This is a genomic window from Gryllotalpicola ginsengisoli DSM 22003 (assembly GCF_000419445.1).
Taxonomy (GTDB): Bacteria; Actinomycetota; Actinomycetes; order Actinomycetales; family Microbacteriaceae; genus Gryllotalpicola; species Gryllotalpicola ginsengisoli.
Genome location: NZ_AULK01000001.1, coordinates 348,047 through 373,706 on the forward strand (window position 1 = coordinate 348,047; position 25,660 = coordinate 373,706).

The following is a 25,660-nucleotide window of genomic DNA, read 5'->3' on the forward strand; positions in this document are numbered from 1 at the left end:
ACCTGAAATGTCGTTCCACAGCAACCCGACCGACGACGACCTCCGGGCCGAGCCGCAGCTGACCGCGGCCGACCGTTGCGACGCCTGCGGTGCGCAGGCATACGTGCGCGTGACGGTGAACGGCACCGAGCTGTTGTTCTGCGCTCACCACGCCAAGAAGCACCAGGAGAAGCTCGAGGCAGTCGCATCCAGCTGGCACGACGAGTCCTCGAGACTGCTCGAGGAATCGCGGGCGTAAGCGCCGACAGAGACGTGGAGAAGGGCCAGGCGATCGCCTGGCCCTTTCTCTATGTCCGCGGTGCCCTCGGCGACCGCGCCTACCGGGTCTGCGCCTCCTGCGTCTGTGCGCCGCCCACGTAGCGCCGCGGCACGCGCGCCGCGATGCGCGTGGTGATCTCGTCGCCGAGGGTGCCCGACAGCTCGCCCCACCGGCGCACCGTCTGCTCGCCCTCCGCGCCGCTGCCGAAGAGCACCGCGTCGTCGCCGGCGGCCAGGTGCGAGCCGGTGGCGTCGATCACGAGGTGGTCGCGTTCCACGGCGACGATCGGATGCTGCATCCGTCGCACCGCGACCGCGGTCCTGCCCGCCACATTGCGCGGCACGCCGTCGCCGTACCCGGCGCTGACGTAGCCGAGCGTGCGCCCGTCGGCGGTCTGGCGCACGGCGAGCACCTGTGCGCGCAGTGTCATGACGGGGATCACGCCCATCTCGTCCGGCGTCGTGTCGAACGACGGGATGCCCCAGCAGTGCCCGCCCATGCGCACCAGGTCGAGGCGTACGTCGTCGCGGCGGAATCCGGCGCTGCTGGCGGCGAGGTGCCGCACGTTCACGGTGGCGCCGAGGCGGCGCGCGACCGACACGCCGTCGAGGAAGCGTTCGAGGGCGCGGGTGTCCTCCTCCTCCGACGCTTCGGCGATGTGGGTCCAGACCGCGTGTGTGCGCACGAGTCCCTCCCGCTCGGCCGCGACGGCCGCCGAGACCAGGGCCGGCCAGACCTCGGCCGTGGCGCCGTTGCGGTGCAGGCCGGTGTCGAGTTTGAGATGCAGGCGCGGGGCGAGGAATGCCGGCCGCTGCCGCAGGGCGCGGGCCGCGTCGGCGATGGCGGCGAGCTCGGCGAGGCTCGAGACGCCGAGATCCACGCGCGCGCGGATGGCCCGGCCGAAGTCCTCCCCCGGCGGGTAGAGCCAGGAGAGCACCGTGACCTCGGGGCCGATCCCCGCCTCGCGCAGTTCGACCGCCGTGTCGAGGTCGAGGGCACCGATCGCGCGGATGCCGCATCGCACCGCCTGCGTCGCCGTCTGCACGCGGCCGTGGCCGTACGCGTCGGCCTTGACGACGACCATCAGCTCGGCCGGGGCGACCGTGGCCTTCAGGTGGGCGATGTTGTGGGCGAGGGCGTCGAGATCGATGACCGCCTCGACCAGCGGGCGGGTCACGCGTCGCCCTCCGTCGGGCGGCGACGGGGCCGAGGCGACAGCCGGGTGGTGATCTCGGCGCTGTGGGTGCCGAGCGCGCGGGCGTGGGCGAACACGGCCGGCTCGCCGCGGCGCGCGTCGCCGAGCACCGTGACCGGCGTGCCGAGCAGCGGCTCGGGCACGTCGCCCAGATCGAGCATGAACGCGTCCATGGCGACGCGGCCGGCGATGGTGCGCCGCACCGTCTCGTCACCCAGGGGCACGGATGCCTCGACCCGGTTGCCCGCCGCCCGGGAGAGCCCGTCCCCGTAGCCGAGGGTCACGAGGGCGAGCGTCGTCTCGCCGGTGGTGCGGTAGGTGTATCCGTAGCTGACGCCCTCGTCGGGGCCCACCCGCTTGGTGGCGGCGATCGGCGCCCACAGGCTGAGCACCGGGGGGAACTGCCCGGACACGTCGAGGTCCTGTTCGCTGACCCCGAGCAGCTCGCATCCGATCACGGGGAAGGCGGAGTCGACGAGCACGGCGATGCCGCGGCGCTCGGCCTCCGCCGTCAGCGCGTCGAGCTCGTCCGGCGCGAGGCCGGGAAGTCCGTCGCCGGTGTCCTCGGCGAGGACGACGCCGGTCACTCCCCCGCCGACGGCGCGCGCGAACTCGCCCGCGGTGCGCACGAGCGGTGCGACGCCGAGCTCGGCGGCCGCGCGGAAGTCCTCGTCGACGGCGTGCTGCGTGGTGACGAGGAGGGTCTCCGGGGCGAGGGCGCGCACGCGGCGCGCCTCGTCGAGGCGCGCGGTGACCAGGGCCTGGGCGCCGAGGCGGACGAGGGCGGGCACGACGACGTCGAGGCCGTGGCCCCAGGCATCCGCCCCCACATCGACGAAAAGGGGCGCGCCCTCGGTGAGTTCGCGGAAGCGCGCGACGTTCGCCTCGAGCTGCTCGAGGTCAAGCGTGATTTCGCGGAAGGGAACGGGAGCGGGCGGGTGGGGCTGAGCGCTCACCGGCCTACTCGAGGTAGTCCCGCAGCGACTGCGAACGCGACGGGTGCCGCAGCTTCGCCATCGTCTTGGACTCGATCTGCCGGATGCGCTCGCGGGTGACCCCGAAGGTGTCGCCGATCTGGTCAAGCGTCTTCGGCTGGCCGTCGCCCAGGCCGAAGCGCATGCGGATGACGCCCGCCTCGCGCTCGGAGAGGCTGTCGAGCAGGCTCTCCAGCTGCTTCTGCAGCATGGTGAAGCCCACCGCGTCGGCCGGCACGACCGCCTCGGTGTCCTCGATCAGGTCGCCGAACTCGCTGTCGCCGTCCTCGCCGAGCGGGGTGTGCAGCGAGATCGGCTCGCGGCCGTACTTCTGCACCTCGATGACCTTCTCGGGCGTCATGTCGAGCTCGCGGCTCAGTTCCTCGGGAGTAGGCTCGCGGCCCAGGTCCTGCAGCATCTGGCGCTGCACGCGGGCGAGCTTGTTGATGACCTCGACCATGTGCACCGGGATGCGGATGGTGCGCGCCTGGTCGGCCATCGCGCGGGTGATCGCCTGGCGGATCCACCACGTCGCGTAGGTGGAGAACTTGAAGCCCTTGGTGTAGTCGAACTTCTCGACGGCGCGGATCAGGCCCAGGTTGCCTTCCTGGATGAGGTCGAGGAACTGCATGCCGCGGCCCGTGTAGCGCTTGGCGAGGGAGACCACCAGGCGCAGGTTCGCCCCGAGCAGGTGGCTCTTGGCGCGCTGGCCGTCACGCGCGACCCAGGCGAGCTCGCGGCCGAGCTGGCTGCGCTTCTCCTTCTCGTCCATGTGGCTGAGCTTCTCTTCGGCGAACAGGCCGGCCTCGATGCGCATCGCGAGCTCGACCTCCTGCTCGGCGTTGAGCAGCGCGACCTTGCCGATCTGCTTGAGGTAGTCCTTGACGGGGTCGGCCGTGGCGCCGGTGATGGTCGCCGAGTAGACCGGGATCTCGTCCTCGTCGTCGGTGTTGCGCAGCACGATGGCGCCGGTGGGCAGCGGCTCCTCGACGACCGGTGCGGCCTTGCCCTCTTCGTCGTCGGAGGAGTCCGCAGCCGCGTCATCCGTGCCCGCAGCGGCGGTCTCGCCCGCCTCGGCGACGTCCGCGGCGGCGTCGCCGCCCTCGAGCTCCGTGTCGTCCAGCTCGGTGTCGAGCTCCACGTCGTCGTCGGCCTCGACGGCCTCGCCCTGCGCCTTCTTGGTTCCGGCGCGCTTCGAGGTCGCCTTCAGCGCCGCCTTGCCTGCGGTCTTCGCGGGGGCCTTGGCCGCCGTCTTCTTCGCAGTGCCCTTGGTCGTCGCCTTCTTGGCGGCGGTGGCGGGAGCCGAGGCCGCCTTCTTGTCTTCGACGGCGTCGGACGCCGTAGCGGTTCGTGAGGCCATTGAGGTCACCTTCCGTCCGTATGCGCGGACATTACAAGGGCCCATGTCAAGTCCGCGCGAGGTGCGGCGCCGTTGTCATTCAACTGACGCCCCGCGGAGATGACCGGGTCCGAAGTCACAATTATAACCGCAACGGATCCGGGGACCGATCGCCCGAAACGCACATCGCGGCACCCTGGACACAACGGATGCCGGTACCCGCGTATTCCGCGGGGCACCTCTTTCCGCGCGGGCTCAGCCCCGCTGCCCGTCGTCGCCGTTGCGGCGCTGGTGGGCGAGGAACTGCTCGAGCTCGGCGGCGATCTCGTCGGCCGTCGGCAGGTTCGCGATGTCGGTCTGCCGCGCCGGGTTGTCCTGCATGTAGCTGTCGTGCCGCTGCTCGAGCGCACCCACCAGTCGCTCCAGCTCCGCATTGCCGGCCACCTGCTCGTCGATGTTCTTCACGAAGTCGCGGTCGTCGGCGCGCACGTCGTCGGTGGGGAAGATCAGGCCCGTCGCGGCGGCGATGCTCTGCAGTGCGGTGATCAGCGCGGCCGGGTACTCGGTGTCGGCGAGGTAGTGCGGCACGAGCACGACGAGGCCCGCGGTGGAGTGCCCCTGCTCGACCAGGCGGTGCTCGATCAAGTGCATCGCGGTCGCGGGCGCCTTCGTGCGCGGACGCCAGACCGACAGCTGCTCGATCAGAGCGCGGTTGTTGCCGCTGACCGTCACCCCGAGCGGCCGGGTGTGCGGCACCGGCATGGGGATCGCATGCACCCACGTCACGCTCGCGATCTCGAAGGTGTCGACGAAGCCGAGGATCGCCTGCGCGAAGGCCTCCCACTCGAAGTCGGGCTCGTAGCCGTGCAGGAACAGGAAGGGCCGGCCCACCTCGTCGGAGACGAGGTACAGCGCGAGGCGCGGCGGCTGGTAGTCGGTCAGGTGGTCCTGCTCGAAGGTGAGCGTCGGGCGCCGGGCACGGTAGTCGAGCAGGATGTCGTTGTCGAAGGTGGCCACGACCTCGTAGCCGCCGAGGTTCTCGAGGGTGTACGCACCGAGCTGGGAGACCGCCCCGCCCGCGTCGGCGAAGCCGGTCAGACCCGCGACGAGGTGCAGCCCCGCAGGCACGTCCATGGCAGCCGCGGTCAGCTCGTAGAGTTCGCGGGGGTTGCGCATGTCATCCACTGTAAACGCGCCGTGCGCACGAGCCCGGCTCGGGCGCAGATGCCTGTAGCGAACAGGGCGGCGGACGCTGGATAGGGTGCTGGCATGACCTCTCCCGCGCTGCACGTCATCCCCGACGCCGCCGCGGCCGACGCCGAGATCACGGTGTTCGCCGCGACCGCGTCGTCCGCCCCCGAACTGCTGGGTGCCGACTCGGCGCCGGCAGCCCTCGCCGAGCAGTTGCCGCTGATCGGCTTCGGCGGCGGCACCGACGAGCTGGCCCGGGTCGTGATCGACGGGCGGCGCTACGCCGTGATCGGCGTCGCCAAGGAAGCGAGCGTCGACGCGCTGCGGTATGCGGCGGGATCGGCGGTCCGGCAGCTGGCGGGCGCGGCATCCGTCGCCCTCGTCCTGCCGGTCGACGCGGACGGCGCGCTGCAGGCGGTGCTGACCGGCGCCGCGCTCGGCTCCTACGCCTACACGGCGTACCGCTCGTCATCCGACGAGCAGAAGGCGCCGGTCGCCGAGATCCACGTGGTGGCGGGCACGGATGCCTCGGCCGAGGCCGCCCGCGCCGCCATCGAGGCCCGCGCCGTCGCCCTCGTCAAGGACCTCTTCAACCAGCCGGCGCTCGACCTGTATCCGCAGACCTTCGCGCAGGCGGCGGCGGACGCCGTGGGCGACCTCCCCGTCGACGTCGACGTGTTCGACGAGGCGGCGCTGAAAGCCTCGGGCTTCGGCGGCATCCTCGGCGTCGGGCAGGGCTCGAGCCGGCCGCCGCGGCTCGTGAAGCTGAGCTACACGCCTGACGGCGCAGAAAGGCACCTCGCCCTCGTGGGCAAGGGCATCACCTTCGACTCCGGCGGCCTGTCGCTCAAGCAGCCGACCGGCATGATCGGCATGAAGGGCGATATGACGGGCGCGGCGGTCGCCCTCGCCGTCACCGTCGCGGCGGCGGAACTCGGGCTGCCGGTGCGGATCACCGCCTGGCTGTGCCTGGCGGAGAACATGCCGTCGGGCACGGCGATCCGGCCCGGCGACGTGCTGCGGATGTACGGCGGCAAGACCGTCGAGGTGCTCAACACAGACGCGGAGGGGCGGCTCGTGATGGCCGACGGGCTCGTCGCCGCCAGCGAGGAGCAGCCCGACCAGCTCATCGACATCGCGACGCTCACCGGCGCGAAGGTGACCGCGCTGGGCACCCGGTACTCGGCGCTGATGGGCGACGACGCCCTGCTCGAGCAGCTGCGCGAGGCGGCGGCCGAGACGGGCGAGCTGTTCTGGCCGATGCCGCTGCCGGCCGAACTGCGCAGCACCATCTCGTCGCCGATCGCCGACATCGCGAACGCGAACCCCGGCGTCCCGGCGGGCGGCATGCTGCTGGCCGGCGTCTTCCTGCGGGAGTTCGTCGGCGAGGGCATCGCCTGGGCGCACCTCGACATCGCCGGAAGCGAGGAGAACAAGGGCGGCCCGTACGGATTCACCGGCAAGGGCCCGACGGGCGTCGCGGTGCGCATGCTGCTGCGCCACGCGGAGCGCGTCGCCCTTGCCGCGTCGGATGGCGGCGCCGCCCAGGTATAGGGTCGATTTCTGGCGGACACGGTCCGCCTGATTCATGTGCGCCCGCCGAGGCCGACCGCGAGGAGGGACCCCAGCCCGATGCCCGAGCAGAACTTCGATCTCGTCGTGCTGGGCGGCGGCAGCGGCGGATACGCAGCCGCGCTGCGCGCGGCGGAGCTCGGCTCGAGCGTCGCTCTGATCGAGAAGGACAAGGTCGGCGGCACCTGCCTGCACCGCGGCTGCATCCCCACCAAGGCCCTGCTGCACGCCGCCGAGGTGGCCGACTATGCGCGAGGCGCCGAGAAGCGCGGCATCCGCACAACCTTCGAGGGCGTCGACGTCGAGGGCGTCGCGCGGTACCGCGAGGGCATCGTCGCGAAGAAGTTCAAGGGGCTCGAGGGCCTGCTGAAGGCGCGCGGGGTGACGACCGTGTCCGGAGCGGGCCGCCTCGTCTCCCCCAACTCGGTGCAGGTCGGCGACGACCGCTACACCGGCGCGAACGTCGTGCTCGCCACCGGCTCCTACTCCCGGTCGCTGCCGGGTCTGGAACTCGGCGGCCGAGTCATCACGAGCGAGCAGGCGCTGCAGCTCGACGTCGTGCCCGAGCACGTCGTCGTGCTCGGCGGCGGCGTCATCGGCGTCGAGTTCGCGAGCATCTGGCGTTCCTTCGGCGCCGAGGTGAGCATCATCGAGGCCCTGCCGCACCTCGTGCCCAACGAGGACGAGGCGATCAGCAAGGGCCTGGAGCGCGCTTTCCGCCGCCGCGGCATCGACTTCCGGCTCGGGGTTCGCTTCTCCGGCGTCACGCAGTCGGACGACGGGGTCGTCGTCAGCCTCGAGAACGGCGACACCGTGGAGGCGGACTACCTCCTGGTCGCCGTCGGCCGAGGGCCGGCCACCGCCGGTCTCGGCTTCGAGGAGGTGGGCGTGCGGCTGGACCGCGGCTTCGTGGTCGCCGACGAGCGGCTGCGCACCTCGGTTCCCGGCGTGTGGGCGGTCGGCGACATCGTGCCAGGGCTTCAGTTGGCCCATCGCGGGTTCCAGCAGGGCGTCTTCGTCGCCGAGGAGATCGCCGGGCTGTCGCCCGTGGTCATCCCCGACGCGAACATCCCGAAGGTCACCTACTGCGAGCCGGAGGTCGCGTCCGTCGGCCTCACCCAGGCGAAGGCCGCCGAGCAGTACGGCGCCGACGCCGTCGAGGCGTACGAGTACGGCCTCGCCGGCAACGGGCGCAGCGAGATCCTCGGCACGAACGGCACGGTGAAGGTGGTGCGCGTGAAGGGCGGGCCGGTCGTGGGCGTGCACCTGATCGGCGCGCGGGTGGGCGAACTGATCGGCGAGGCGCAGCTCGCCGTGAACTGGGAGGCGTACCCGGAGGACATCGCGCCGCTGGTGCACGCGCACCCCACCCAGAACGAAGCGCTGGGCGAGGCGTTCCTGAAGCTTGCGGGCAAGCCGCTGCACGCCCTGTAAGCCAATAAGCTATTTCTCAAGTTGAGGTCTAAGGAGACAGTCTCATGAGCGAATCCGTCAGCCTGCCTGCACTCGGCGAGAGTGTCACGGAGGGCACGGTCACCCGCTGGCTGAAGAACGTCGGCGACCGCGTCGAGGTCGACGAGCCCCTGCTGGAGGTGTCGACCGACAAGGTCGACACCGAGATCCCCTCCCCCGTCGCCGGCGTGGTCGAGGAGATCCTGGTGCAGGAGGACGAGACGGTCGAGGTGGGCACTGCGCTCGTGAGGATCGGCGACGGCAGCGGCGCCGCCGCACCGGCGGAGTCCGCGCCGCAGGAGGCTCCCGCCGAGGAGGCCCCGGCCGCCGAGGAGGCGGCTCCGGCGGAGCCTGTGCCCGCTCCGACGCCCGAGCCGGTCGCACCCCCGGAGCCGGCGCCCGCCGCGCAGCCCGAGGCGGCTCCCGAGCCCGAGCCCGAGCCCGCGCCGCAGCCCGCGGCAGCGCCGCAGCCCGAGCCGGCCCCCTCGGCTCCGGCCCCGGCAGCGCCGGTTCCCGCAGCGGCGGCGCCCGCGGCATCCGCCCCCACCGGCGCCGAGCCGTCCGGCGGCGCCCACGCCGGCGGCGGCTACGTGACCCCCATCGTGCGCAAGCTCGCGGCCGAGCAGGGCGTCGACCTCGACTCGGTCACGGGTACGGGCGTCGGCGGCCGCATCCGCAAGCAGGACGTGCTCGACGCCGCCTCGGCGCCCGCCGCACCGAGCGCCCCCGCCGCGCCCGTCAAGCTCGAGGTCTCCCCGCTGCGCGGCACCACCGCTCCGGCGTCGCGCCTGACCAAGGTGATGTCGCAGCGCGCCGTCGAGTCGATGCAGCAGACCGCGCAGCTCACCACCGTCGTGAAGGTGGACGTCACCAAGGTCGCCGCGCTGCGCGACAAGGTGAAGGCCGACTTCCAGGCCAAGACCGGCAACAAGCTGTCCTTCCTGCCGTTCTTCGCCAAGGCGGCCCTCGAGGCGCTGCAGGCGTACCCGATCATCAACTCCACGTTCGACGGTGAGACGATCACCTACCCGGCCACCGAGAACCTCGCCATCGCGGTCGACACCGACCGCGGCCTGCTCACCCCGGTGATCAAGGACGCGAGCACGCTCGACATCGCCGGCCTGGCCGCGCAGATCGCCGACCTCGCCGGCCGCACCCGCGAGAACAAGCTCAAGCCCGACGAGCTGGCCGGCGGCACGTTCACGCTGACCAACACCGGCTCGCGCGGGGCGCTCTTCGACACCCCGGTCGTGTTCCTGCCGCAGTCGGCGATCCTCGGCACGGGCACCGTGCAGAAGGAGCCCGTCGTGGTCACCGTCGACGGGCAGGACGCGATCGCGATCCGCTCGACCGTGTACCTCGCACTGTCCTACGACCACCGCACCATCGCGGGCGCGGACGCGGCGCGCTACCTGACCGCCGTCAAGGCGCGTCTGGAGGAAGGCGCGTTCGAGGGCGACCTCGGCATCTGAGTGCATCGTCGCGCCGGTCCTCGCCCGGCGCGAGTCGTGCCGCTCAGCGGCGCTCGAGTCGCCGCTTCGCTGGTGGCCGGCGAGGCGGCCACATCGTGCGATATCGGAAGAGCCGTCAGTTCTCGTAGAGCTGTCGGAGCCGCCATCCGGCCTCGGTCCTCATCAGCAGGGCCGAGGCCGGAGCCATGTCCGTGCCCTGCTTGGGCGTGAGCGCCACGAGCGCCGAGTCGCCCGTGCGCTCGAGCAATGACGGCGTCAGCGCGGCGAGCGGTCGCGCCGGGGTGGCGAGATCGGATGCCTCGCCGTCGGCGAGCGGCGCGAGGCATGCGGCCCGTCGCTCGTCCGAGGCGGCCAGACACGCGTCGCGCCGGTCGAGCAGCACCGTCGCCGCCCCGACCGGGTCGTCCCCGCGCAGGACCGCGGCGTCGGCGTCCGCCGTCGGTGACGCGGAGCCGGACGCGCGGGCAGGCGACGAGACGGCCCGCCCGCTCGCCGGCGTCGACGGATGCGCCGCCTGGCGCCCCTCGTCCGGCATCAGCACGACGGCGGCCACCACGAGCACGGCGGCCACGAGGCCGCCGACCACGAGCAGGCGGCCGCGCCCGCTGAGCAAGCCGGCAGCGACCGCCACGCGCTCCCGCAGGCGGCCGATCGGCTCGGCGAGCAGCGCCGATGGCCCCGCGTCGAAGGCCTCGACCAGCGCGGAACCCGAGGGCTTGCGGTGCGCCTTGCGAGGACGGCCGCTGGGGCGGGTGCCGGCCCGGGAGCCCGGCGCGAGCGTCGGCGGAGGCGGGGGCGGCTCGGCCGCTGCCATGAGCCGCACCGGCGCCGGCTCGGCGAGCTCGAACAGCGCCTCTTCGAGCTGGTCCAGCGTGTGAGTCGTCTCGCTCGCGGTCAGTGTGGCGAACGCCAGCCCGAGCCCGGTGTGCGCCGGGCCGCCCGACCGGCCGCGGGCGAGCAGCCCGAGGCGCACCGCGAGCTCGGCGACGGCGCGCCAGTCGTCATCGGCCGCGGTGCGGCCCGCCGCGACGATCTCGACCAGCGTCGACGTGCCCACGAGCACCGGCCGCGCCGCCGAGTCGAAGCGCACCGCGTCGACCACGGCCCCTGCGAAGCCGGCGGCGTGCAGCGCCGCGACCGCCCGCACCACGCCGATCACGACCGTGACCGCCTCTGCCTCGGTGAGCCGCCGGCGGCGGGCGAGCAGCTCGTCCAGGTTCGGGCCGTCGAGCGGCTCGAGCAGCAGCTCGCGGTGCTCCCCCAGCGCGACGACGTCGAGCACGCGCGGCAGGTGCGGGCTGTCGGCGGAGAGCAGCGCCGCGGCCTCGCGGTCGAAGGCCGAGGCATCCGTCGCCTCAGGCGTCATCGTGCTGGTCATGCCGGTCATCCTGCCCGAGCCGCTCCGAGCCGGCCGGGGCGACCGCGCGGCCGGTGGATAACTTAGGCTGGCTGCACAACCTCACACAGAAAGCCGATTGCTGGACACATGCCTCAGTACATCGTCACGGGACTAAGCGCCAATTCCGTGCCGTACCTCGAGGCCCTCGAACTCCAGCGTGCGACGCACGCTGCCGTGGTTCGCGGGTCGGCGCCCGACACCGTCATGCTGCTCACGCACCCCTCCGTCTACACGGCGGGCAAGCGCACCGAGCCCTCCGAGCGGCCCGTCGATGGAACCCCCGTCATCGACGTCGACCGCGGCGGCAAGATCACGTGGCACGGGCCGGGGCAGCTGGTCGGGTACCCGATCCTGCGGCTTGCCGATCCCATCGACGTCGTCGCCTTCGTGCGCCGCCTCGAGGGCGTGCTCATCGACGTGCTCGCCGAACTCGGCGTCTCCGGCCACCGGGTCGACGGGCGCAGCGGCGTGTGGGTGTCGCAGACGGATGCCTCCGGCCGCCCCGCCCCCGACGCGAAGATCGCTGCGATCGGGCTTCGGGTCGCCGAGGGCGTCACCATGCACGGCTTCGCGCTGAACCTCAGCAACAGCCTCGAACCGTACGAGAAGATCGTCGCCTGCGGCATCCGCGACGCCGGCGTGACGACCGTGAGCCGGGAGCTGGGCCGCACCGTCACGCCGGAGGACGCCGCGCCGATCGTGCAGCGGCACCTCGACGCCGCGTTCGCGGAGGTGGCCGCGTGACCATCACCAACGGCGCCGCGGCGGCGCACGACACGCAGGGCCGGCGAATGCTGCGGCTCGAGGTGCGCAATGCCCAGACCCCGATCGAGAAGAAGCCGTCCTGGATCAAGACCCGGGCGAAGATGGGCCCCGAGTACCGCCAGCTGCAGGAGCTCGTGAAGACCGAGCAGCTGCACACCGTCTGCCAGGAGGCAGGCTGCCCCAACATCTTCGAGTGCTGGGAGGACCGCGAGGCGACCTTCCTGATCGGCGGCTCGGCGTGCACGAGACGCTGCGACTTCTGCCAGATCGACACGGGCAAGCCGGCCGACTACGACACCGACGAGCCCAGGCGTGTCGCGGAGTCGGTCGTGCGCATGCAGCTGCGCTACGCGACGGTCACCGGCGTCGCGCGCGACGACCTGGAGGACGAGGGCGCGTGGCTGTACGCCGAGACGATCCGGGAGATCCACCGTCAGTCGCCCGGCACCGGGGTCGAGATCCTCGTCCCGGACTTCTCGGGCAACCCGGCCCACCTCGCCGAGGTGTTCGGCGCGCGCCCCGAGGTGTTCGCGCACAACGTCGAGACGGTGCCGCGCATCTTCAAGCGCATCCGCCCCGCCTTCCGCTACGAGCGCTCGCTCGGCGTGCTGACGCAGGCGAAGGAGGCCGGGCTGATCACCAAGTCGAACCTGATCCTCGGCATGGGCGAGGAGCCCGAGGAGGTCACCCAGGCGCTGCAGGACCTGCACGACGCGGGCACCGACCTCATCACGATCACCCAGTACCTGAGGCCCAGCCCCCGGCACCTGCCGGTCGCGCGCTGGGTGCATCCCGAGGAGTTCGTCGCGTTCGCCGAGCAGGCGGAGGAGATCGGATTCGCCGGCGTGATGTCGGGCCCCCTGGTGCGTTCCTCGTACCGTGCGGGGCGCCTCTGGGCGCAGGCCGTGCGGGCGAGCTGACAGCCGCGTTCCGGTAGTCTGGAGACCATGGCTCGCAACACTTCGCCCGCCTCGCAGGCGGCTGCCGAACCCGGCCGTCTCAAGCAGATGTGGGACGTGTTCCAGATGACGCGGCGGTACGACTCGCGTGCGCTGCTGTACATGATCCTGGCGTTCGTCGCACCGGTCATCGTGGGCGTCGTGCTGGCGCTGCTGTTCTCCAGCAACGTCTTCACGCGGGTGCTGTGGATCGTCGCCGGAGTGCTCGCGGGCGTGCTGCTCGCCATCGTCATCCTCGGCCGCCGGGCCGAGCGCGCCGCCTACTCGCAGATCGAGGGTCAGCCGGGCGCCGTGGGGGCCGTGCTGCGCTCGTCGCTGCGCCGCGGCTGGCGCGGCAGCGAGATGCCCGTCGCCGTGAACAGCAAGACCCGCGACGCGGTCTACCGGGCCGTCGGCCGCGGGGGCGTGGTGCTGATCAGCGAGGGCCCGAAGACTCGCACGGCACGGATGCTCGAGGAAGAGCGCCGCAAGGTGAACCGGACCGTTCCCAACGTCGCGGTGACGACGATCAGCGTCGGCCCCGACGCCGACTCGGTGCCCCTGCACCGGGTCGCGAGCACCCTCACCAAGATCAAGCCGACGCTGACCAAGACCGAGATCGCCGCCGTCGACAACCGGCTCTCGTCGCTGCAGACCGCGCTGCCCATCCCCAAGGGCGTCGACCCCATGCGCATGCGAGCCCCCCGGCAGCCGCGTTAGGCGCGTATCAGCACGGTGCCGGCGACCTTGTCGTGGAAGCCGCGCTGGTCGGAGTCCCACACCAGCGCCGGGATCACCAGGGTGAGCAGCACGCTGCGCACGATCGGGCGCCAGAACGCCGGCCGGTAGCCGGGCAGCGCCGACAGGCGCAGCCCGAAGACGCGGTGGCCGATGGACCCGCCGAGGGCCCAGATCGCGAGGATCTGCAGCAGCGCGAAGACCGGATACACGACCCAGTCGCCCTGGTGGAACACGGCCCAGGACAGGCCGAGGGCGATGAACCAGTCGAGGAACAGCCCGGCGACGCGGCGGCCGAGGCGGGCGACCGACCCGGGGCCGGACTCGGGGAGGCCGATGCGCTCTCCCGGATAGCGGCTGGGCGGGGCATCCGTCGGGCTCGTCACTGCTCAAGTCTAGGCGAGCGACCCCAGGCGAATACTGGCCGCGTAACACGCCGGAAACAGTCCAGTCACGGCCGGGAAACCGCCTCCCCCTAGCCTGCGATTGGGTTGCGTTCGCATCCTTCCGTCAGCCTTTTGGAGCCTTAATGTTCAAGGATTCTTCCGAGGTGCTGGAGTTCATCAGGAACGAAGACGTCAAGTTCCTCGATATCCGCTTCACCGACCTCCCCGGCGTGCAGCAGCACTTCAACATCCCCGCTTCCACCGTCGATGAAGACTTCTTCACGGTCGGCCAGCTGTTCGACGGCTCGTCGATCCGTGGCTTCGCGAACATCCACGAGTCGGACATGCAGCTGATCCCGGATGTGACGACGGCCTACGTGGACCCGTTCCGCGCGGAGACGACGCTCGTGATGCTGTTCGACATCTACAACCCGCGCAACGGCGAGATCTACAGCAAGGACCCGCGCCAGGTCGCCAAGAAGGCCGAGAAGTACCTCGCCTCGACGGGCATCGCCGACACGGCGTTCTTCGCCCCCGAGGCCGAGTTCTACATCTTCGACGACGTGCGCTACGAGGTGAAGCAGAACGGCTCCTTCTACGCCGTCGATTCGGAAGAGGGCGCCTGGAACAGCGGCCGCGCCGAAGAGGGCGGCAACCTGGGCAACAAGACCCCGTACAAGGGCGGCTACTTCCCCGTCTCCCCCACCGACAAACAGGCCGACCTGCGCGACGACATCGTGCTGAAGCTGATCGACGCGGGCCTCGAGGTCGAGCGCGCGCACCACGAGGTGGGCACCGGCGGCCAGGCCGAGATCAACTACAAGTTCAACACGATGGTCCACGCGGCCGACGACATCCTGAAGTTCAAGTACATCGTCAAGAACACCGCCGAGCTGTGGGGCAAGACCGCGACCTTCATGCCGAAGCCGCTGTTCGGCGACAACGGGTCCGGCATGCACACCCACCAGTCGCTGTGGAACGGCAGCACGCCCCTGTTCTACGACGAGGCGGGCTACGGCGGGCTTTCCGACATCGCCCGCTGGTACATCGGCGGCCTGCTCGCCCACGCGCCCGCGGTGCTCGCCTTCACCAACCCGACCGTGAACTCGTACCACCGCCTGGTGCCCGGCTTCGAGGCCCCCGTGAACCTGGTCTACTCGGCCGGCAACCGCTCCGCCTCGATCCGCATCCCGATCACCGGCTCGAACCCGAAGGCCAAGCGCATCGAGTTCCGCGCCCCCGACTCGTCGGGCAACCCGTACCTCGCCTTCGCCGCGCAGATGATGGCGGGCCTCGACGGCATCCAGAACCGCATCGAGCCGCACGAGCCGGTCGACAAGGACCTCTACGAGCTTCCGCCCGAGGAGGCGAAGGCGATCCCGCAGGTGCCCGCCTCGCTCGACGCCGCGCTCGAAGCGCTCGAGGCCGACCACGAGTTCCTCACCAAGGGCGGCGTGTTCACCGAAGAGCTCATCGAGACCTGGATCGAGTACAAGCGCGAGAAGGAGATCAAGCCGCTTGCGCAGCGCCCGCACCCGTTCGAGTACGAGCTGTACTACGGCGTGTAAGTCCGCCGGACAGGAGAAGGCCCCCGCATTCCTGCGGGGGCCTTCTCCATATCAGGCGATCGGATGGCTCAGGCCGGAACACCCTCGCGGCGGGGAGCCGCCGGGGCCGCATCCGTTCGCGTCGACAGGGTGAGCGCGCCGTTCTGGCCGAGACCCGAGTACGTCCACCCGGCCGCCTTGTAAGCCGCGGGGTCGAGGCAGTTGCGGGCGTCGATGATGACCTTGTTCTTCACCAGCTCGCCGAGGCGCACCGGATCGGCGGAGATGAACTCGTCCCACTCGGTCAGCAGCAGCACGACCTCGGCGCCCTTCACGGCCTCCTCCAGCGAGTCGACGTAGCTGAGCGTCGGGAAGGTGCGCTTGGCCGGGACGGCCGCCTCCGGGTCGTAGACCGCCACGAGCGCGCCCTTGAGGTGCAGGGCGGCCGCCACGTTGAGCGCGGGCGAGTCGCGCACGTCGTCCGTCAGCGGCTTGAACGCGGCGCCGAGGACGGCGATGTTCTTGTTCAGCACGCTGCCTCCGACGGCGGCGGTCGCGCCGTCGATGACGCGCTGGCGCAGGCGCACGTTGATCTCGTCGACCTGCTGCAGCAGCCCGGTGACGCTCGAGGCGCCGAGCTCGCCGGCGCGGGCCATCAGTGCGCGGATGTCCTTGGGCAGGCAGCCGCCGCCGAAGCCGAGGCCCGCGTTCAGGAACTTGCGCCCGATGCGGTCGTCGAAGCCGATCGCGTCGGCGAGCGTCGTCACGTCGGCGCCGGCCGCGTCGCAAATCTCGGCGATCGCGTTGATGAAGGAGATCTTGGTGGCCAGGAACGCGTTGGCGCTGACCTTCACCAGCTCGGCCGTCGGCAGATCGGTGACGATCACCGGGATGCCGGTCGAGATGGGGTCGGCGTAGATCTCGCGCAACACGCGCTCCGAGCGCTCGCTGACGCCGCCGAGCACGATGCGGTCGGGGGTGAGCGTGTCATGCACGGCCTTGCCCTCGCGCAGGAACTCGGGGTTCCAGACCAGCTCGGCCGACAGCCCGTCGCGCAGCCGGCCGGCGACCAGCTCGCGCAGCCGGGCCGCGGTGCCCACCGGCACCGTCGACTTGCCGACGATGATGCCGTCGTGGGTCAGCGCATCCACCACGTCGCCGACCGCCTGCTCGACGTAGCCGGTGTTCGCGGCGTGGCTGCCGGGCAGCTGCGGGGTGCCGACGCAGATGAAGTGCACGTCGCTGACCGCGACCGCCTCGGCCAGGTCGGTCGTGAAGCGCAGGCGGCCCGTGTTCACGTGCTTGACCAGCAGTTCGGGCAGGCCCGGCTCGTAGAACGGCACGATGCCGCTGGAGAGCGCGTCGACCTTGCTCTGGTCGGTGTCGACGCCGATGACCTCGAAGCCCATCTCGGCGACGGCGGCGGCGTGGGTCGCGCCCAGGTAACCGGTGCCGATCACGCTCACGCGCGGGCGGACCGTCTCGACGGATTCGTCCACTTGATGTCCTCTCTCGTTGCTCCGTGTCAGCGGGGGGTCACTGATCGACGGGGTTGAGCATGTAGTCCGACGCCTTGGCCGACAGGCCTGCCTTGAAGGCGTCGAGCGCCTCGCTCGACGAGGCGATGCGCCAGTCGTTGGTGTTGCGCACGCCCTGCGTGTAGCTCGTCACGGCCTCGTCGAGCCAGGAGAAGCCCATGATGTCGGCGTTCGCCGGGTCCTGCATCGCCTGGAAGAACGAGTTGATCCATTGGGCCTTGTAGCCGCCCGACTGCTCCGTGCTGCCGTCGTCGGTCGCTCCGATCTCCGAGAAGAAGATGTTGCGGTTCGGCGCGAGCTTGCGCAGGTAGGAGAGCGTCGTGCCGTAGGTGGCGTCGAAGCTCGCCTTGTCGGCCGTGGCGGGCGAGCGCAGGTAGCCGTCGAGGCCGACCAGGTCGACGTACTTGTCGCCGGGGTAGGTCTCGGCGAAGGTGTCGTACGACTGCACCCCGCCGTGAGCGCCGATGGTGTTCACGATGTTCGGGGCCCAGTTCCAGATCACGTAGTTGTTCGCGCCGTTGGCCTCGAAGATGTTCCAGACGTGCTGCCACATCTTGGCGAACTCGCCGGGGCTGTTGCCGTTCACCGAGTTGCCGCTGGCGTCGCTCTCCGCCCACGGGTACCAGCTGCCGTTCATCTCCTGGTCCAGGCGGATGATCATGGGCAGCTTGGTCTGGGCGATGGCCTTCGCGTACTTGGTCAGGTACGCGTCGAAGTTGCCGTCGATGATGTTCTTCAGCGAGTACTCCGGGCGATCGGTGACGTTGTTCGCGTCATCGATCGGCCGCGACTCCCAGGTCAGCAGCGGAACCATGCCGTTCTTCCAGGCGTCCTGCACGGCGTCCGCGCGGAAGTCCTTGTCCCAGCCTTGGAAGTAGCCGACCACGGTCGGCGTGTAGCCGACCTTGGCCGCGGTGTCGTTCACCTCGGACATGCTGAACGGCGCCTGCTCCTCGTAGACGCCCCAGTAGCGGCCCGCCGGTGAGAGCAGCTCGGCCTTCGACGGCGCCTCGATCGGGGTGTTCGCAGGGGTGACGGGCGTGCCGGCCGGGTTGGTGCCGGTGCTCGAGCCGGTGCCGGAGCTGCTGCTCGATCCGGCGCGCCACGCGTTCTGCAGCTCGCTCTGCTGGGTGGTCACCTGCTGGCGCAGCGCCTCGGTGCTGGCGCTGGAGTCGGCCTTGAGCGCGTCGAGCTGGCCCTTCAGCTGGCTCTTCGCCGTCTGCAGCTGCTTGAGCTGCGACTTGAGCGACTCGTTGCCCGCCTGCGCGGTGGTCAGGTCGGCCTTCGCGTGGTCGCGCTGCGCCGCGGCCTGGTCGAGCTTCTTCTGCACGGAGTCGAGCTCGGCGTTCAGCTGGGCGATCTGGGCGGTGAGCTCCGCGTTCTTCTTCTCCGCCGGCGAGAGCGCCTCGGTGGCGCTCTTCGCGGCATCGGAGACGTGCTTGGCGAGGTCGCTCGGCGACATCCACACGAAGGCGGAGAGGAGCGCGAGGACGGTGACGAGGGCGGCCGCGGCGACGGCCGTCCAGCGGGCGTTGCGCTTGCTGCTGGCCCACCAGGAGAACGTTGCACTAGACAATGAAGAATGCCTCCAGGGTCAGGATGGCGAACCCGATGAGGTATGGGATCGCCGCGAGGGGGTTCGGGCGGCGGCGCAGCGGCTTGCGCGCCGCCGGCTCGTGGAACGCCTGCTCGAGTTCGAGGATGGCGTCGGTCTCGTTCGGCTCGGCGACCTCGGTCGCGACGGTGCCCGCGTCGACCTGGGCCTCCGGCGACAGCATCCGTGCGTCACGCCGCGTCTGCGGCTGCGGGCTCGCGCCGGCTCCGGCGACGGGCTGATCGGATGCCGGCACGGCGGTGCCGGTGAGCGTGAACTGCTCGTCGGTTGCGCTTCCGGCGTAGGCCCCGGCGCGCGTTCCCCAGCCCGCGACGTGGGCGAGGCGGAAGAAGCCGATCAGACGGATGGGCATCAGGAAGAACGTCGAGACGATGATGAACATCGGCAGCCGGAAGAAGTCGCTCGGCTTCTCGGCGAGGTGGCGCATCTGGCGGATGCCCATGCTGATCACGGTCGACAGCAGCATGATCGCGATGATCATCAGCAGGCCGTCCTTCAGGCCGTACTCCTGCAGGAAGCCCTGGTAGAGGTTCACGCCCTGGTGGGTGAGGGCGCGATACACCCATCCGGCGATCACGCCGAAGAGCAGGAACGGCATGATGATGTCGGTCACGAAGAAGAACGCGAGCACCGGGGCGTGGCCGAGCATCCAGGGCAGCATGCGCAGCGTGTTGTACTGGCTGCCGCGAGCCCAGCGCAGCTGCTGCTTGAACAGCTTCTTGATCTTCAGCGGAGCATCCGTGTAGACGAGGCTCGTGTACTGGTAGACGGTGCGGTAGCCCTCTTTGAGCGTCAGGTTGGTGAGCGTGCGGTCGTCGCTGACCTCGAGGAACACGCCGAGGAACTTCTCGGTCATGAACTTGTCCATGACGCGCATCAGGATGTTGCGGCGGAAGGCGATGGTGCGGCCCGGCAGGCAGCCGATCTGGCCGAGCACCGACTGCGCGGGCATCGAGTACAGCGCGCGGGAGTTCTCGAGCCAGTCCGCCCAGCGGGTGATCCAGCTGCGCTCGGGCTCCAGGATGCGCTGACGGGTGGTGACGCCTCCGACCGACTGGTCCTTGAACGGCTTGACCAGCTCCTCGAGCGTGCCCTCGGTCCAGACGGTGTCGGAGTCGACGAGCACGGTGATCTCGCCGCGGGAGAGCTCGGTGCCCACCTTGACGGCGTTGCGCTTGCCCGGGATCGGGGTGTGCACCCAGCGCACCAGGGGCGCGAATTCGTCGCAGATGCGCTCGAGCGCCGGGTTCGGCGCGCCGTTGATGACGACGATGATCTCGTCGGGCTTCTGGGCCACCATGCGGCCGATGACGTCGCGGAAGAGGTCTTCCGGCTCGTCGACCACCGGCACGACCACGCTGGTGGAGACCCGGTACGGCTCGGTGTATGGGCGGTAGAACGCCGAGAGCACCATCTTGAGGAGCCACAGCACCCAGACGAGCGCCGAGTAGACCGCGAAAAGGTAGATCTCCTCGTAGCCCTCGACCAGATGACGCATCTGCAGGATGAAGATGAACACGCCACGACCTCCGTTTCCTCGTGTTGCGGCTGCCGTGGGGGCGACGGCCGGGGGTTGGTTGCGGTTGGGGTGGAACGTCCGCACCATCGAGGACGAGCTGGCGAGTCGAGGATATGCATCCCCCAAAGGGGGGACGCAACTGGAACAAACGTCACTTTGAACCGCTTCTCGGGCGTGTCGGCGAGGCGCTGGCGGCGCTCGGGGCCGCCGGCCGAGGGTCTGACGGATGCCTCTCCGGGCGGCTCCCACAGGGCCGACGGTCTAATCAAATCCCAGGTCAGAGCCGTTCTTAGTGGTCGTTCGCAATCGGCAACTATCACCCGCGCGACGGTCGCTCTGCGATGGGGCAGGTGAACAGGGCTGTGCACCGGCTAAAGACCGTCGAGAAAGAAGTCGAAGATTTACTGCTGCGTAACACGCTCGCGACGCACGGGACACCCGCGCGGCGCGATAGCCGAATCGGGCTCAACTAAGCGGGCGGGCGTCACGCCGACCCGTCGCCATAGAAGCCGCGCTCGAAGACGGCACGGGCGCGCCGGGTGACGGCCAGGTAATCCTCCTCGAGCCGGGCGGCGGATCTGGGCGGGTACTCCATGAGGCGTGCGACGCCGTCGAGGGCCGTGCGGTCGGACGGGAGGACATCGGAGGTGCGGGCGGTCCACAGCGTCATCGCCGAGCGCGCCCGCGAGGCGAACAACCAGGCCGCGCGCAGGCGCTGCGCGTCGTCCTCCGGTACGAGCCCGGCCTCGACTTCGGCGGCCAGCGCCTCGAGCGTCGAGGTGGTGCGCAGCGCCGGTATCCGGGCGGCGTGCTGCAGCTGCAGCAGTTGCACGTACCACTCGACGTCGCTGAGCGATCCGCGGCCGAGCTTGAGGTGGCGCGCCGGATCGGCGCCCTGCGGCAGGCGCTCCGACTCCACTCGGGCTTTGATGCGCCGCACCTCGCGCAGCTCGGCCGGGCCGAATGTCTCCGGATACCGGGTGCGGTCGGCCAGCGCCTCGAAGTCGGCGATGAGGTGCCGGTCGCCGGCGGCGCCGCGGGCGCGCAGCAGCGCCTGCGCCTCCCAGGTCAGCGACCAGCGGGCGTAATACGCGGCGTACGCCTCGAGCGAGCGCGCCAGCGGTCCGTTGCGTCCCTCGGGGCGCAGCCCGGCGTCGAGATCGAGCGGGAGGCGCGGGTCCGCGGTCAGCCGGGAGATCTCGGCGGCCAGCCGCAGCGCCTCCGGTCCCCCGGCGCCGTCGGCCGAGCGGTAGACGTACATCACGTCCGCGTCCGACCCGAAGCCGAGCTCGCGCCCGCCGTAACGCCCCATCGCGATGACGGCGAACCGGAAGCCGTGCGGCTCGCTCCCCCGGCGTTCGCGGCGCAGTGCCGCGAGCACGCCCTCGAGCAGGACGTCGACGATGTCGGTCAGGCCGCGGGCCAGCTCGTCGATCGTGATGACGCCGAGAATGCCGGCGAAGGCGAGCCGCAGCACCTCCCGCCGCCGCGCCGAACGCAGCGCTTGGGCCACGGCATCCGCGGTCTCGTGCCGGGCGAGCACGGCGTCGCGCTCCTCCTCCAGCACGCGACGAGGGCGGGGGCGCAGATCCTCGTCCGAGTCGAGCCAGGCCACCGCTTCGGGCAGGGCGCCGAGCAGCTCGCCGACGAACCGCGAGCCGGAAATGAGGCGGCTGAGCCGCTGGGCGGCGCCCGAGGAGTCGCGCAGCATGCGCAGGAACCAGTGCGAGGACCCAAGGTCCTCCGAGAGCCGACGGAAGGTCAGCAGGCCGTAGTCCGGATCCGCTCCTTCCGAGAGCCACTGCAGCAGCACGGGCAGCAGCGTGCGCTGGATCGTCGCGGCGCGCGAGACGCCCTCCGTGAGAGCGGCGAGGTGCGCCAGAGCGCCTCGAGGATCGCGGAACCCGATCGCGGCGAGCCGCGCCTGGGCCTGCTGCGGCGAGAGCGCGCGCTCCCCCGTGAGCCGGTCGGCCGGGGAGAGCGCGGCGACGGCCGACAGCAGCGGCCGGTAGAACAGCTGCTCGTGCAGGCCGCGGACCGTGCGCTTGATCCCCTGCCACTCCGCCACCAGGGCGGCCGCCCCGACCGCCAGCCCCGTGGCGCGGGCGAGCACCCGTTGGCGTCGCTCGTCGCGCGGCATGAGGTGGGTGCGGCTCAGCCGCTCGAGCTGCAGCCGGTGCTCCATGAGGCGCAGGGTGCGGTAGTCGCGGTCGAGGCGCGCGCCCGGCTCCCGCCCGACGTACCCGCCGGCGACGAGCGCGGCCAGCGCGTCGAGGGTGGCGCGCTGGCGCACACGCTCGTCGGTGTAGCCGTGCACGAGCTGCAGCAGCTGCACGGTGAACTCGATGTCGCGCAGGCCGCCCGGCCCGAGCTTCAGCTCGTAGTCCACGTCCGCCGGCGCGATGTGGTCGAGCACCCGCTCGCGCATCCGCTGCACCGACTCGACGAACCCGTCGCGCTGCGAGCTCGACCACACCTGCGGCGCGAGCGCCGACACGTAGCGCGCGCCGAGCTCGGCGTCCCCAGCGAGCGGCCTCGCCTTCAGCAGCGCCTGGAACTCCCACGTCTGAGCCCAGCGCTCGTAGTACGCCAGGTGCGAGGCCAGCGTGCGCACGAGTGCGCCGTCCTTGCCCTCGGGCCGCAGGTTCGCGTCGACCTGCCACAGGCCGGGCTCCACGGCCGGGGCATCCGCCCCGCGCATGGTGAGCACCGCGAGCCGGGTGGCGACGTCGACGTCGCCCTCGCAGACGAAGATGACATCGACGTCGCTGACGTAGTTGAGCTCGCGCGCGCCGGCCTTGCCCATGCCGAGGATCGCGAGGCGGGTGTCGGCGACCCGCTGCTCCGCGAACCGGCCCGGCCCGGTGCCCCGGGCCGTGGCGCGGGCGACGGCGAGGGAGGCTTCCAGCACCGCGCCCGCGAGGTCGGCGAGGCACGCGGCCACGGCGTCGAGCCCGGCCACCGGATCCTCCTGCCCGAGGTCGTAGTCGGCCAGCTGCAGCAGCCGGCGACGGTAGCGCACCCGCAGCGCCGCCCACCCCTCCTCCTCGACGAGGGCGGCGACGGGCGCGTCGTCGGCCGGGTCGGCCCCCACCGCCTCCAGCAGGTCGGTGCGGGCGAAGGCGGCGTCGAACGGCGCCGAGATCGGATGCCGCAGCGCGTCGACCTCGCCGGGCCGGCGCTGCAGGAAGTCGGCGAGCCCCTGGGAGGCGCCGATCACGCGCACGAGGCGCCGGGCCACAGCGGCATCGGCGAAGGCGCGGCCGAAGCGGTCCGGATCGCGGCGCAGCAGGCCGAGGGCGCGCTCGATGGCGGCATCGGGGTCGGCGGCCGCCCGGAAGAGCGCCAGCGCGTCCGGGGCGGCGAGCCCGCAGGCAGCCTCGAACTCCGCCAGCCGCCCGCGCACCGCGTCGAGGTCGGTGAATCCCGCCCGGGCGAGGGCGGTCAGTGAGAGCGGTTGTTCGACGCGCATGGGCGGCGTTGCCCCGACGGGGCAGGGGTCAGAGGATCTCGAGGTTGGCGCGCAGCTCGTAGGGCGTGACCTGGGCGCGGTATTCGGCCCACTCGTGCCGCTTGTTGCGGATGACGTTCTGCAGCACCTGTTCGCCGAGCGTCTCGGCGACCAGCTCCGACTCCTCCATCAGCGCGATCGCGTGATCGAGGTTGTAGGGCAGCGCCTCGTAGCCGAGCGCGCGCCGCTCGGCGTCGGTCAGCGCCCAGACGTCCTCGGTGGCCTCGGCCGGGAGTTCGTAGTCCTCCTGCACGCCCTTGAGGCCCGCCGCCAGCAGCAGCGCGTAGGCGAGGTAGGGGTTCGCCGCCGAGTCGATCGCGCGGTACTCCACGCGCGCGCTCTGGCCCTTGCTCGGCTTGTACAGCGGGACGCGGACCAGCGCCGAGCGGTTGTTGTGCCCCCAGCTGACGTAGCTCGGCGCCTCGTCGCCCGACCACAGCCGCTTGTACGAGTTGACGAACTGGTTGGTGACGGCGGAGATCTCCGGGCCGTGGCGCAGCAGGCCCGCGATGAACTTCCGCGCGGTCCGCGACAGCTGGTACTCGGCGCCCGCCTCGAAGAAGGCGTTGGTGTCGCCCTCGAACAGGGACATGTGCGTGTGCATGCCGCTGCCGGGATGCCCCGATAGGGGCTTCGGCATGAACGTCGCGTAGACGCCCTGCTCGATCGCGACCTCCTTGACGACGGTGCGGAAGGTCATGATGTTGTCCGCCGTCGTCAGCGCGTCCGCGTAGCGCAGGTCGATCTCATTCTGGCCGGGGCCGACCTCGTGGTGGCTGAACTCGACGGAGATGCCGAGGTCTTCCAGCATCCGTACCGCCCGGCGCCGGAAGTCGTGCGCGGTGCCGCCCGGCACGTTGTCGAAGTAGCCGGCCGAGTCGACGGGCTCGGGACCGTCCTCGCCGAAGTGCGCCGACTTGAGCAGGTAGAACTCGATCTCGGGGTGGGTGTAGAAGGTGAACCCGGCCTCGGCCGCCTTCTCGAGGGTGCGCTTGAGCACGTTGCGCGGGTCGGCCACCGCCGGCTCGCCGTCGGGCGTCGTGATGTCGCAGAACATGCGCGCGGTCGGGTCGATCTCGCCGCGCCAGGGCAGGATCTGAAACGTCGTCGGGTCAGGGTGCGCGAGCAGGTCGGACTCGTAGGCCCGGGTCAGACCTTCGATCGCCGAGCCGTCGAATCCGAGGCCCTCCGTGAAGGCGCCTTCGACCTCGGCGGGGGCGAGCGCCACCGACTTGAGCGTGCCCACCACGTCGGTGAACCAGAGTCGGACGAACTTGACGCCGCGCTCCTCGATGGTGCGCAGAACGAAGTCACGCTGCTTGTCCATGGCTCCCTTTCCCTCGTGTGATCAGGCTAGTGGATCGCCCGTCCATAAACTTGCCGCATGACACAGGACACTCCCGCCTCCTCCCCCATGCGCGAAGAGGCGCCGTACGGCGGGGCTCCCCAGAACCTCAAGCGCGTGCGCACCCGGCACTTCCAGAACGCCAAGCGCACCGGGATCAAGATCACGGGGCTCACGAGCTACGACCAGCTCACCGCCCGCATCTTCGACGAGGCAGGCATCGACTTCCTGCTGGTCGGCGACTCGGCGGCCAACAACGTCCTCGGCTACGAGACCACGCTGCCGGTCACCGTCGACGAGCTGATCCCGCTCGCGCGCGCCGTCGCGGGAGCCGTGAGCCGCGCGTTCGTGATCGCCGACCTGCCGTTCGGCTCGTACGAGACCAACTCCGACGACGCCGTGCACACCGCCATACGGATGATGAAGGAGACCGGTGCGCACGCGGTCAAGCTCGAGGGCGGCGAGCGGTCGGCCGAGCAGATCCGGCGCATCGTGGACGCCGGAGTGCCCGTGATGGCGCACATCGGCTTCACTCCGCAGAGCGAGCACCAGCTCGGCGGGCACGTCATCCAGGGCCGCGGCGCCGGCGAGGACCAACTGCTCGCCGACGCGCGGGCGGTCGAGGCGGCGGGCGCGTTCGCGGTCGTGCTCGAGATGGTTCCAGCGGATGCTGCGCGAAAGGTCACCGCGGAACTGTCGATCCCCACCATCAGCGTGGGCGCCGGCCCGCACTGCGACGGCCAGCTGCTCGTGTGGACGGACTGGGCGGGGCTGACGCAGGGGCGCATCCCCAAGTTCGTCAAGCAGTACGCGCAGATCGGACAGACCCTGCGCGAGGCCGCTCGCGCGTGGAAGGCGGACGTCGAGGGCGGCGTGTACCCGGGGGTGGAGAACTCGTACTAGCG

At 71.1% G+C, this 25,660-nt stretch carries 19 protein-coding genes and 1 pseudogene; 9 read left to right on the forward strand and 11 right to left on the reverse strand.

The window, feature by feature from the left end; all coding sequences use genetic code 11:
• The first annotated feature begins 7 nt into the window (after positions 1–7).
• Positions 8–238 (forward strand): DUF7455 domain-containing protein, encoded by a 231-nt coding sequence (locus tag H563_RS0101635; protein WP_022880885.1) that lies wholly within the window; start codon positions 8–10, stop codon positions 236–238.
• A gap of 79 nt (positions 239–317) precedes the next feature.
• On the opposite strand, the gene H563_RS14465 is transcribed toward H563_RS0101635, so the two are convergent.
• The 4 genes from H563_RS14465 to H563_RS0101655 all read right to left on the reverse strand — a co-directional run bounded on the left by H563_RS14465 (position 318) and on the right by H563_RS0101655 (position 4,943).
• On the reverse strand, positions 318–1,436 hold the full coding sequence (locus H563_RS14465; RefSeq protein WP_022880886.1) for an alanine racemase: 1,119 nt from the start codon (positions 1,434–1,436) through the stop codon (positions 318–320).
• Positions 1,433–2,410 (reverse strand): alanine racemase, encoded by a 978-nt coding sequence (locus H563_RS0101645; protein WP_022880887.1) that lies wholly within the window; start codon positions 2,408–2,410, stop codon positions 1,433–1,435. The genes H563_RS14465 and H563_RS0101645 overlap by 4 nt, the downstream gene beginning before the upstream one ends.
• 4 nt (positions 2,411–2,414) lie before the next feature.
• Positions 2,415–3,788 carry an RNA polymerase sigma factor gene (locus tag H563_RS0101650; protein WP_022880888.1) on the reverse strand — a complete coding sequence of 458 codons (1,374 nt, stop codon included), beginning with the start codon at positions 3,786–3,788 and terminating at the stop codon, positions 2,415–2,417.
• A gap of 234 nt (positions 3,789–4,022) precedes the next feature.
• A complete protein-coding gene (locus H563_RS0101655; RefSeq protein WP_022880889.1) occupies positions 4,023–4,943 on the reverse strand; it encodes a proteasome assembly chaperone family protein in 921 nt (306 codons plus the stop codon).
• Between the two features lie 93 nt (positions 4,944–5,036).
• Between H563_RS0101655 and H563_RS14470 the strand changes: the two genes are divergently transcribed.
• The 3 genes from H563_RS14470 (at position 5,037) to sucB (ending at position 9,454) form a co-directional block, all read left to right on the forward strand.
• Complete coding sequence (locus H563_RS14470; RefSeq protein WP_022880890.1) at positions 5,037–6,512, forward strand: leucyl aminopeptidase; 1,476 nt, start codon at positions 5,037–5,039, stop codon at positions 6,510–6,512.
• 78 nt (positions 6,513–6,590) lie between these two features.
• Positions 6,591–7,964: a dihydrolipoyl dehydrogenase gene (gene lpdA, locus H563_RS0101665; protein ID WP_022880891.1), complete on the forward strand. Its 1,374-nt coding sequence runs from the start codon at positions 6,591–6,593 to the stop codon at positions 7,962–7,964.
• 44 nt (positions 7,965–8,008) lie between these two features.
• On the forward strand, positions 8,009–9,454 hold the full coding sequence (sucB, locus tag H563_RS0101670) for a 2-oxoglutarate dehydrogenase, E2 component, dihydrolipoamide succinyltransferase (RefSeq protein ID WP_022880892.1): 1,446 nt from the start codon (positions 8,009–8,011) through the stop codon (positions 9,452–9,454).
• 115 nt (positions 9,455–9,569) lie between these two features.
• Here sucB and H563_RS0101675 read toward each other — a convergent pair whose 3' ends face one another.
• Positions 9,570–10,832, reverse strand: a complete 1,263-nt coding sequence (locus H563_RS0101675) for a protein kinase family protein (protein WP_022880893.1) — start codon at positions 10,830–10,832, stop codon at positions 9,570–9,572.
• Between the two features lie 108 nt (positions 10,833–10,940).
• Between H563_RS0101675 and lipB the strand changes: the two genes are divergently transcribed.
• The 3 genes and pseudogenes from lipB to H563_RS0101690 all read left to right on the forward strand — a co-directional run bounded on the left by lipB (position 10,941) and on the right by H563_RS0101690 (position 13,276).
• Positions 10,941–11,597 carry a lipoyl(octanoyl) transferase LipB gene (gene lipB / locus H563_RS14475; protein ID WP_022880894.1) on the forward strand — a complete coding sequence of 219 codons (657 nt, stop codon included), beginning with the start codon at positions 10,941–10,943 and terminating at the stop codon, positions 11,595–11,597.
• 47 nt (positions 11,598–11,644) lie between these two features.
• Positions 11,645–12,532 (forward strand): annotated as a pseudogene (gene lipA / locus H563_RS14480) (lipoyl synthase); the annotation flags it as partial.
• A 33-nt stretch (positions 12,533–12,565) separates the two neighbouring features.
• Positions 12,566–13,276 (forward strand): DUF4191 domain-containing protein, encoded by a 711-nt coding sequence (locus H563_RS0101690; RefSeq protein ID WP_022880896.1) that lies wholly within the window; start codon positions 12,566–12,568, stop codon positions 13,274–13,276.
• Here H563_RS0101690 and H563_RS0101695 read toward each other — a convergent pair.
• On the reverse strand, positions 13,273–13,680 hold the full coding sequence (locus H563_RS0101695) for an RDD family protein (protein WP_022880897.1): 408 nt from the start codon (positions 13,678–13,680) through the stop codon (positions 13,273–13,275). The two genes, H563_RS0101690 and H563_RS0101695, sit on opposite strands and share 4 nt — an antisense overlap.
• 143 nt (positions 13,681–13,823) lie before the next feature.
• Between H563_RS0101695 and glnA (H563_RS0101700) the strand changes: the two genes are divergently transcribed.
• Positions 13,824–15,248: a type I glutamate--ammonia ligase gene (gene glnA, locus H563_RS0101700; protein ID WP_022880898.1), complete on the forward strand. Its 1,425-nt coding sequence runs from the start codon at positions 13,824–13,826 to the stop codon at positions 15,246–15,248.
• Between the two features lie 68 nt (positions 15,249–15,316).
• Here glnA (H563_RS0101700) and H563_RS0101705 read toward each other — a convergent pair whose 3' ends face one another.
• From H563_RS0101705 to glnA (H563_RS0101725), 5 genes are all read right to left on the reverse strand, one after another.
• A complete protein-coding gene (locus tag H563_RS0101705; protein ID WP_022880899.1) occupies positions 15,317–16,726 on the reverse strand; it encodes a UDP-glucose dehydrogenase family protein in 1,410 nt (469 codons plus the stop codon).
• A gap of 37 nt (positions 16,727–16,763) precedes the next feature.
• Entirely contained in the window at positions 16,764–18,341 is a 1,578-nt protein-coding gene (locus tag H563_RS0101710; RefSeq protein WP_022880900.1) for a glycosyl hydrolase, read from the reverse strand.
• Positions 18,334–19,899 carry a glycosyltransferase gene (locus tag H563_RS0101715; RefSeq protein ID WP_022880901.1) on the reverse strand — a complete coding sequence of 522 codons (1,566 nt, stop codon included), beginning with the start codon at positions 19,897–19,899 and terminating at the stop codon, positions 18,334–18,336. Before H563_RS0101715 ends, H563_RS0101710 begins: the two co-directional genes overlap by 8 nt.
• A 484-nt stretch (positions 19,900–20,383) precedes the next feature.
• Complete coding sequence (locus tag H563_RS0101720) at positions 20,384–23,371, reverse strand: bifunctional [glutamine synthetase] adenylyltransferase/[glutamine synthetase]-adenylyl-L-tyrosine phosphorylase (RefSeq protein WP_022880902.1); 2,988 nt, start codon at positions 23,369–23,371, stop codon at positions 20,384–20,386.
• Between the two features lie 28 nt (positions 23,372–23,399).
• The gene (glnA, locus tag H563_RS0101725) at positions 23,400–24,737 is read right to left on the reverse strand and encodes a type I glutamate--ammonia ligase (protein ID WP_022880903.1); all 1,338 of its coding nucleotides are present in this window, start codon (positions 24,735–24,737) and stop codon (positions 23,400–23,402) included.
• 87 nt (positions 24,738–24,824) lie between these two features.
• On the opposite strand from glnA (H563_RS0101725), the gene panB reads away from it, so the two are divergent.
• Positions 24,825–25,658 carry a 3-methyl-2-oxobutanoate hydroxymethyltransferase gene (gene panB / locus H563_RS0101730; protein ID WP_022880904.1) on the forward strand — a complete coding sequence of 278 codons (834 nt, stop codon included), beginning with the start codon at positions 24,825–24,827 and terminating at the stop codon, positions 25,656–25,658.
• Positions 25,659–25,660 lie beyond the last annotated feature (2 nt).

Bases quoted from the DNA above. Each gene is read 5' to 3' on its own strand.
- H563_RS0101675 (WP_022880893.1), bottom strand. From the start codon at position 10,832: ATGACCAGCACGATGACGCCTGAGGCGACGGATGCCTCGGCCTTCGAC.
- H563_RS0101690 (WP_022880896.1), top strand. From the start codon at position 12,566: ATGGCTCGCAACACTTCGCCCGCCTCGCAGGCGGCTGCCGAACCCGGC.
- glnA (WP_022880903.1), bottom strand. From the start codon at position 24,737: ATGGACAAGCAGCGTGACTTCGTTCTGCGCACCATCGAGGAGCGCGGC.
- H563_RS14470 (WP_022880890.1), top strand. From the start codon at position 5,037: ATGACCTCTCCCGCGCTGCACGTCATCCCCGACGCCGCCGCGGCCGAC.
- glnA (WP_022880898.1), top strand. From the start codon at position 13,824: ATGTTCAAGGATTCTTCCGAGGTGCTGGAGTTCATCAGGAACGAAGAC.
- panB (WP_022880904.1), top strand. From the start codon at position 24,825: ATGCGCGAAGAGGCGCCGTACGGCGGGGCTCCCCAGAACCTCAAGCGC.
- H563_RS0101650 (WP_022880888.1), bottom strand. From the start codon at position 3,788: ATGGCCTCACGAACCGCTACGGCGTCCGACGCCGTCGAAGACAAGAAG.
- H563_RS0101720 (WP_022880902.1), bottom strand. From the start codon at position 23,371: ATGCGCGTCGAACAACCGCTCTCACTGACCGCCCTCGCCCGGGCGGGA.
- H563_RS0101655 (WP_022880889.1), bottom strand. From the start codon at position 4,943: ATGCGCAACCCCCGCGAACTCTACGAGCTGACCGCGGCTGCCATGGAC.
- lipB (WP_022880894.1), top strand. From the start codon at position 10,941: ATGCCTCAGTACATCGTCACGGGACTAAGCGCCAATTCCGTGCCGTAC.
- sucB (WP_022880892.1), top strand. From the start codon at position 8,009: ATGAGCGAATCCGTCAGCCTGCCTGCACTCGGCGAGAGTGTCACGGAG.
- lpdA (WP_022880891.1), top strand. From the start codon at position 6,591: ATGCCCGAGCAGAACTTCGATCTCGTCGTGCTGGGCGGCGGCAGCGGC.
- H563_RS0101635 (WP_022880885.1), top strand. From the start codon at position 8: ATGTCGTTCCACAGCAACCCGACCGACGACGACCTCCGGGCCGAGCCG.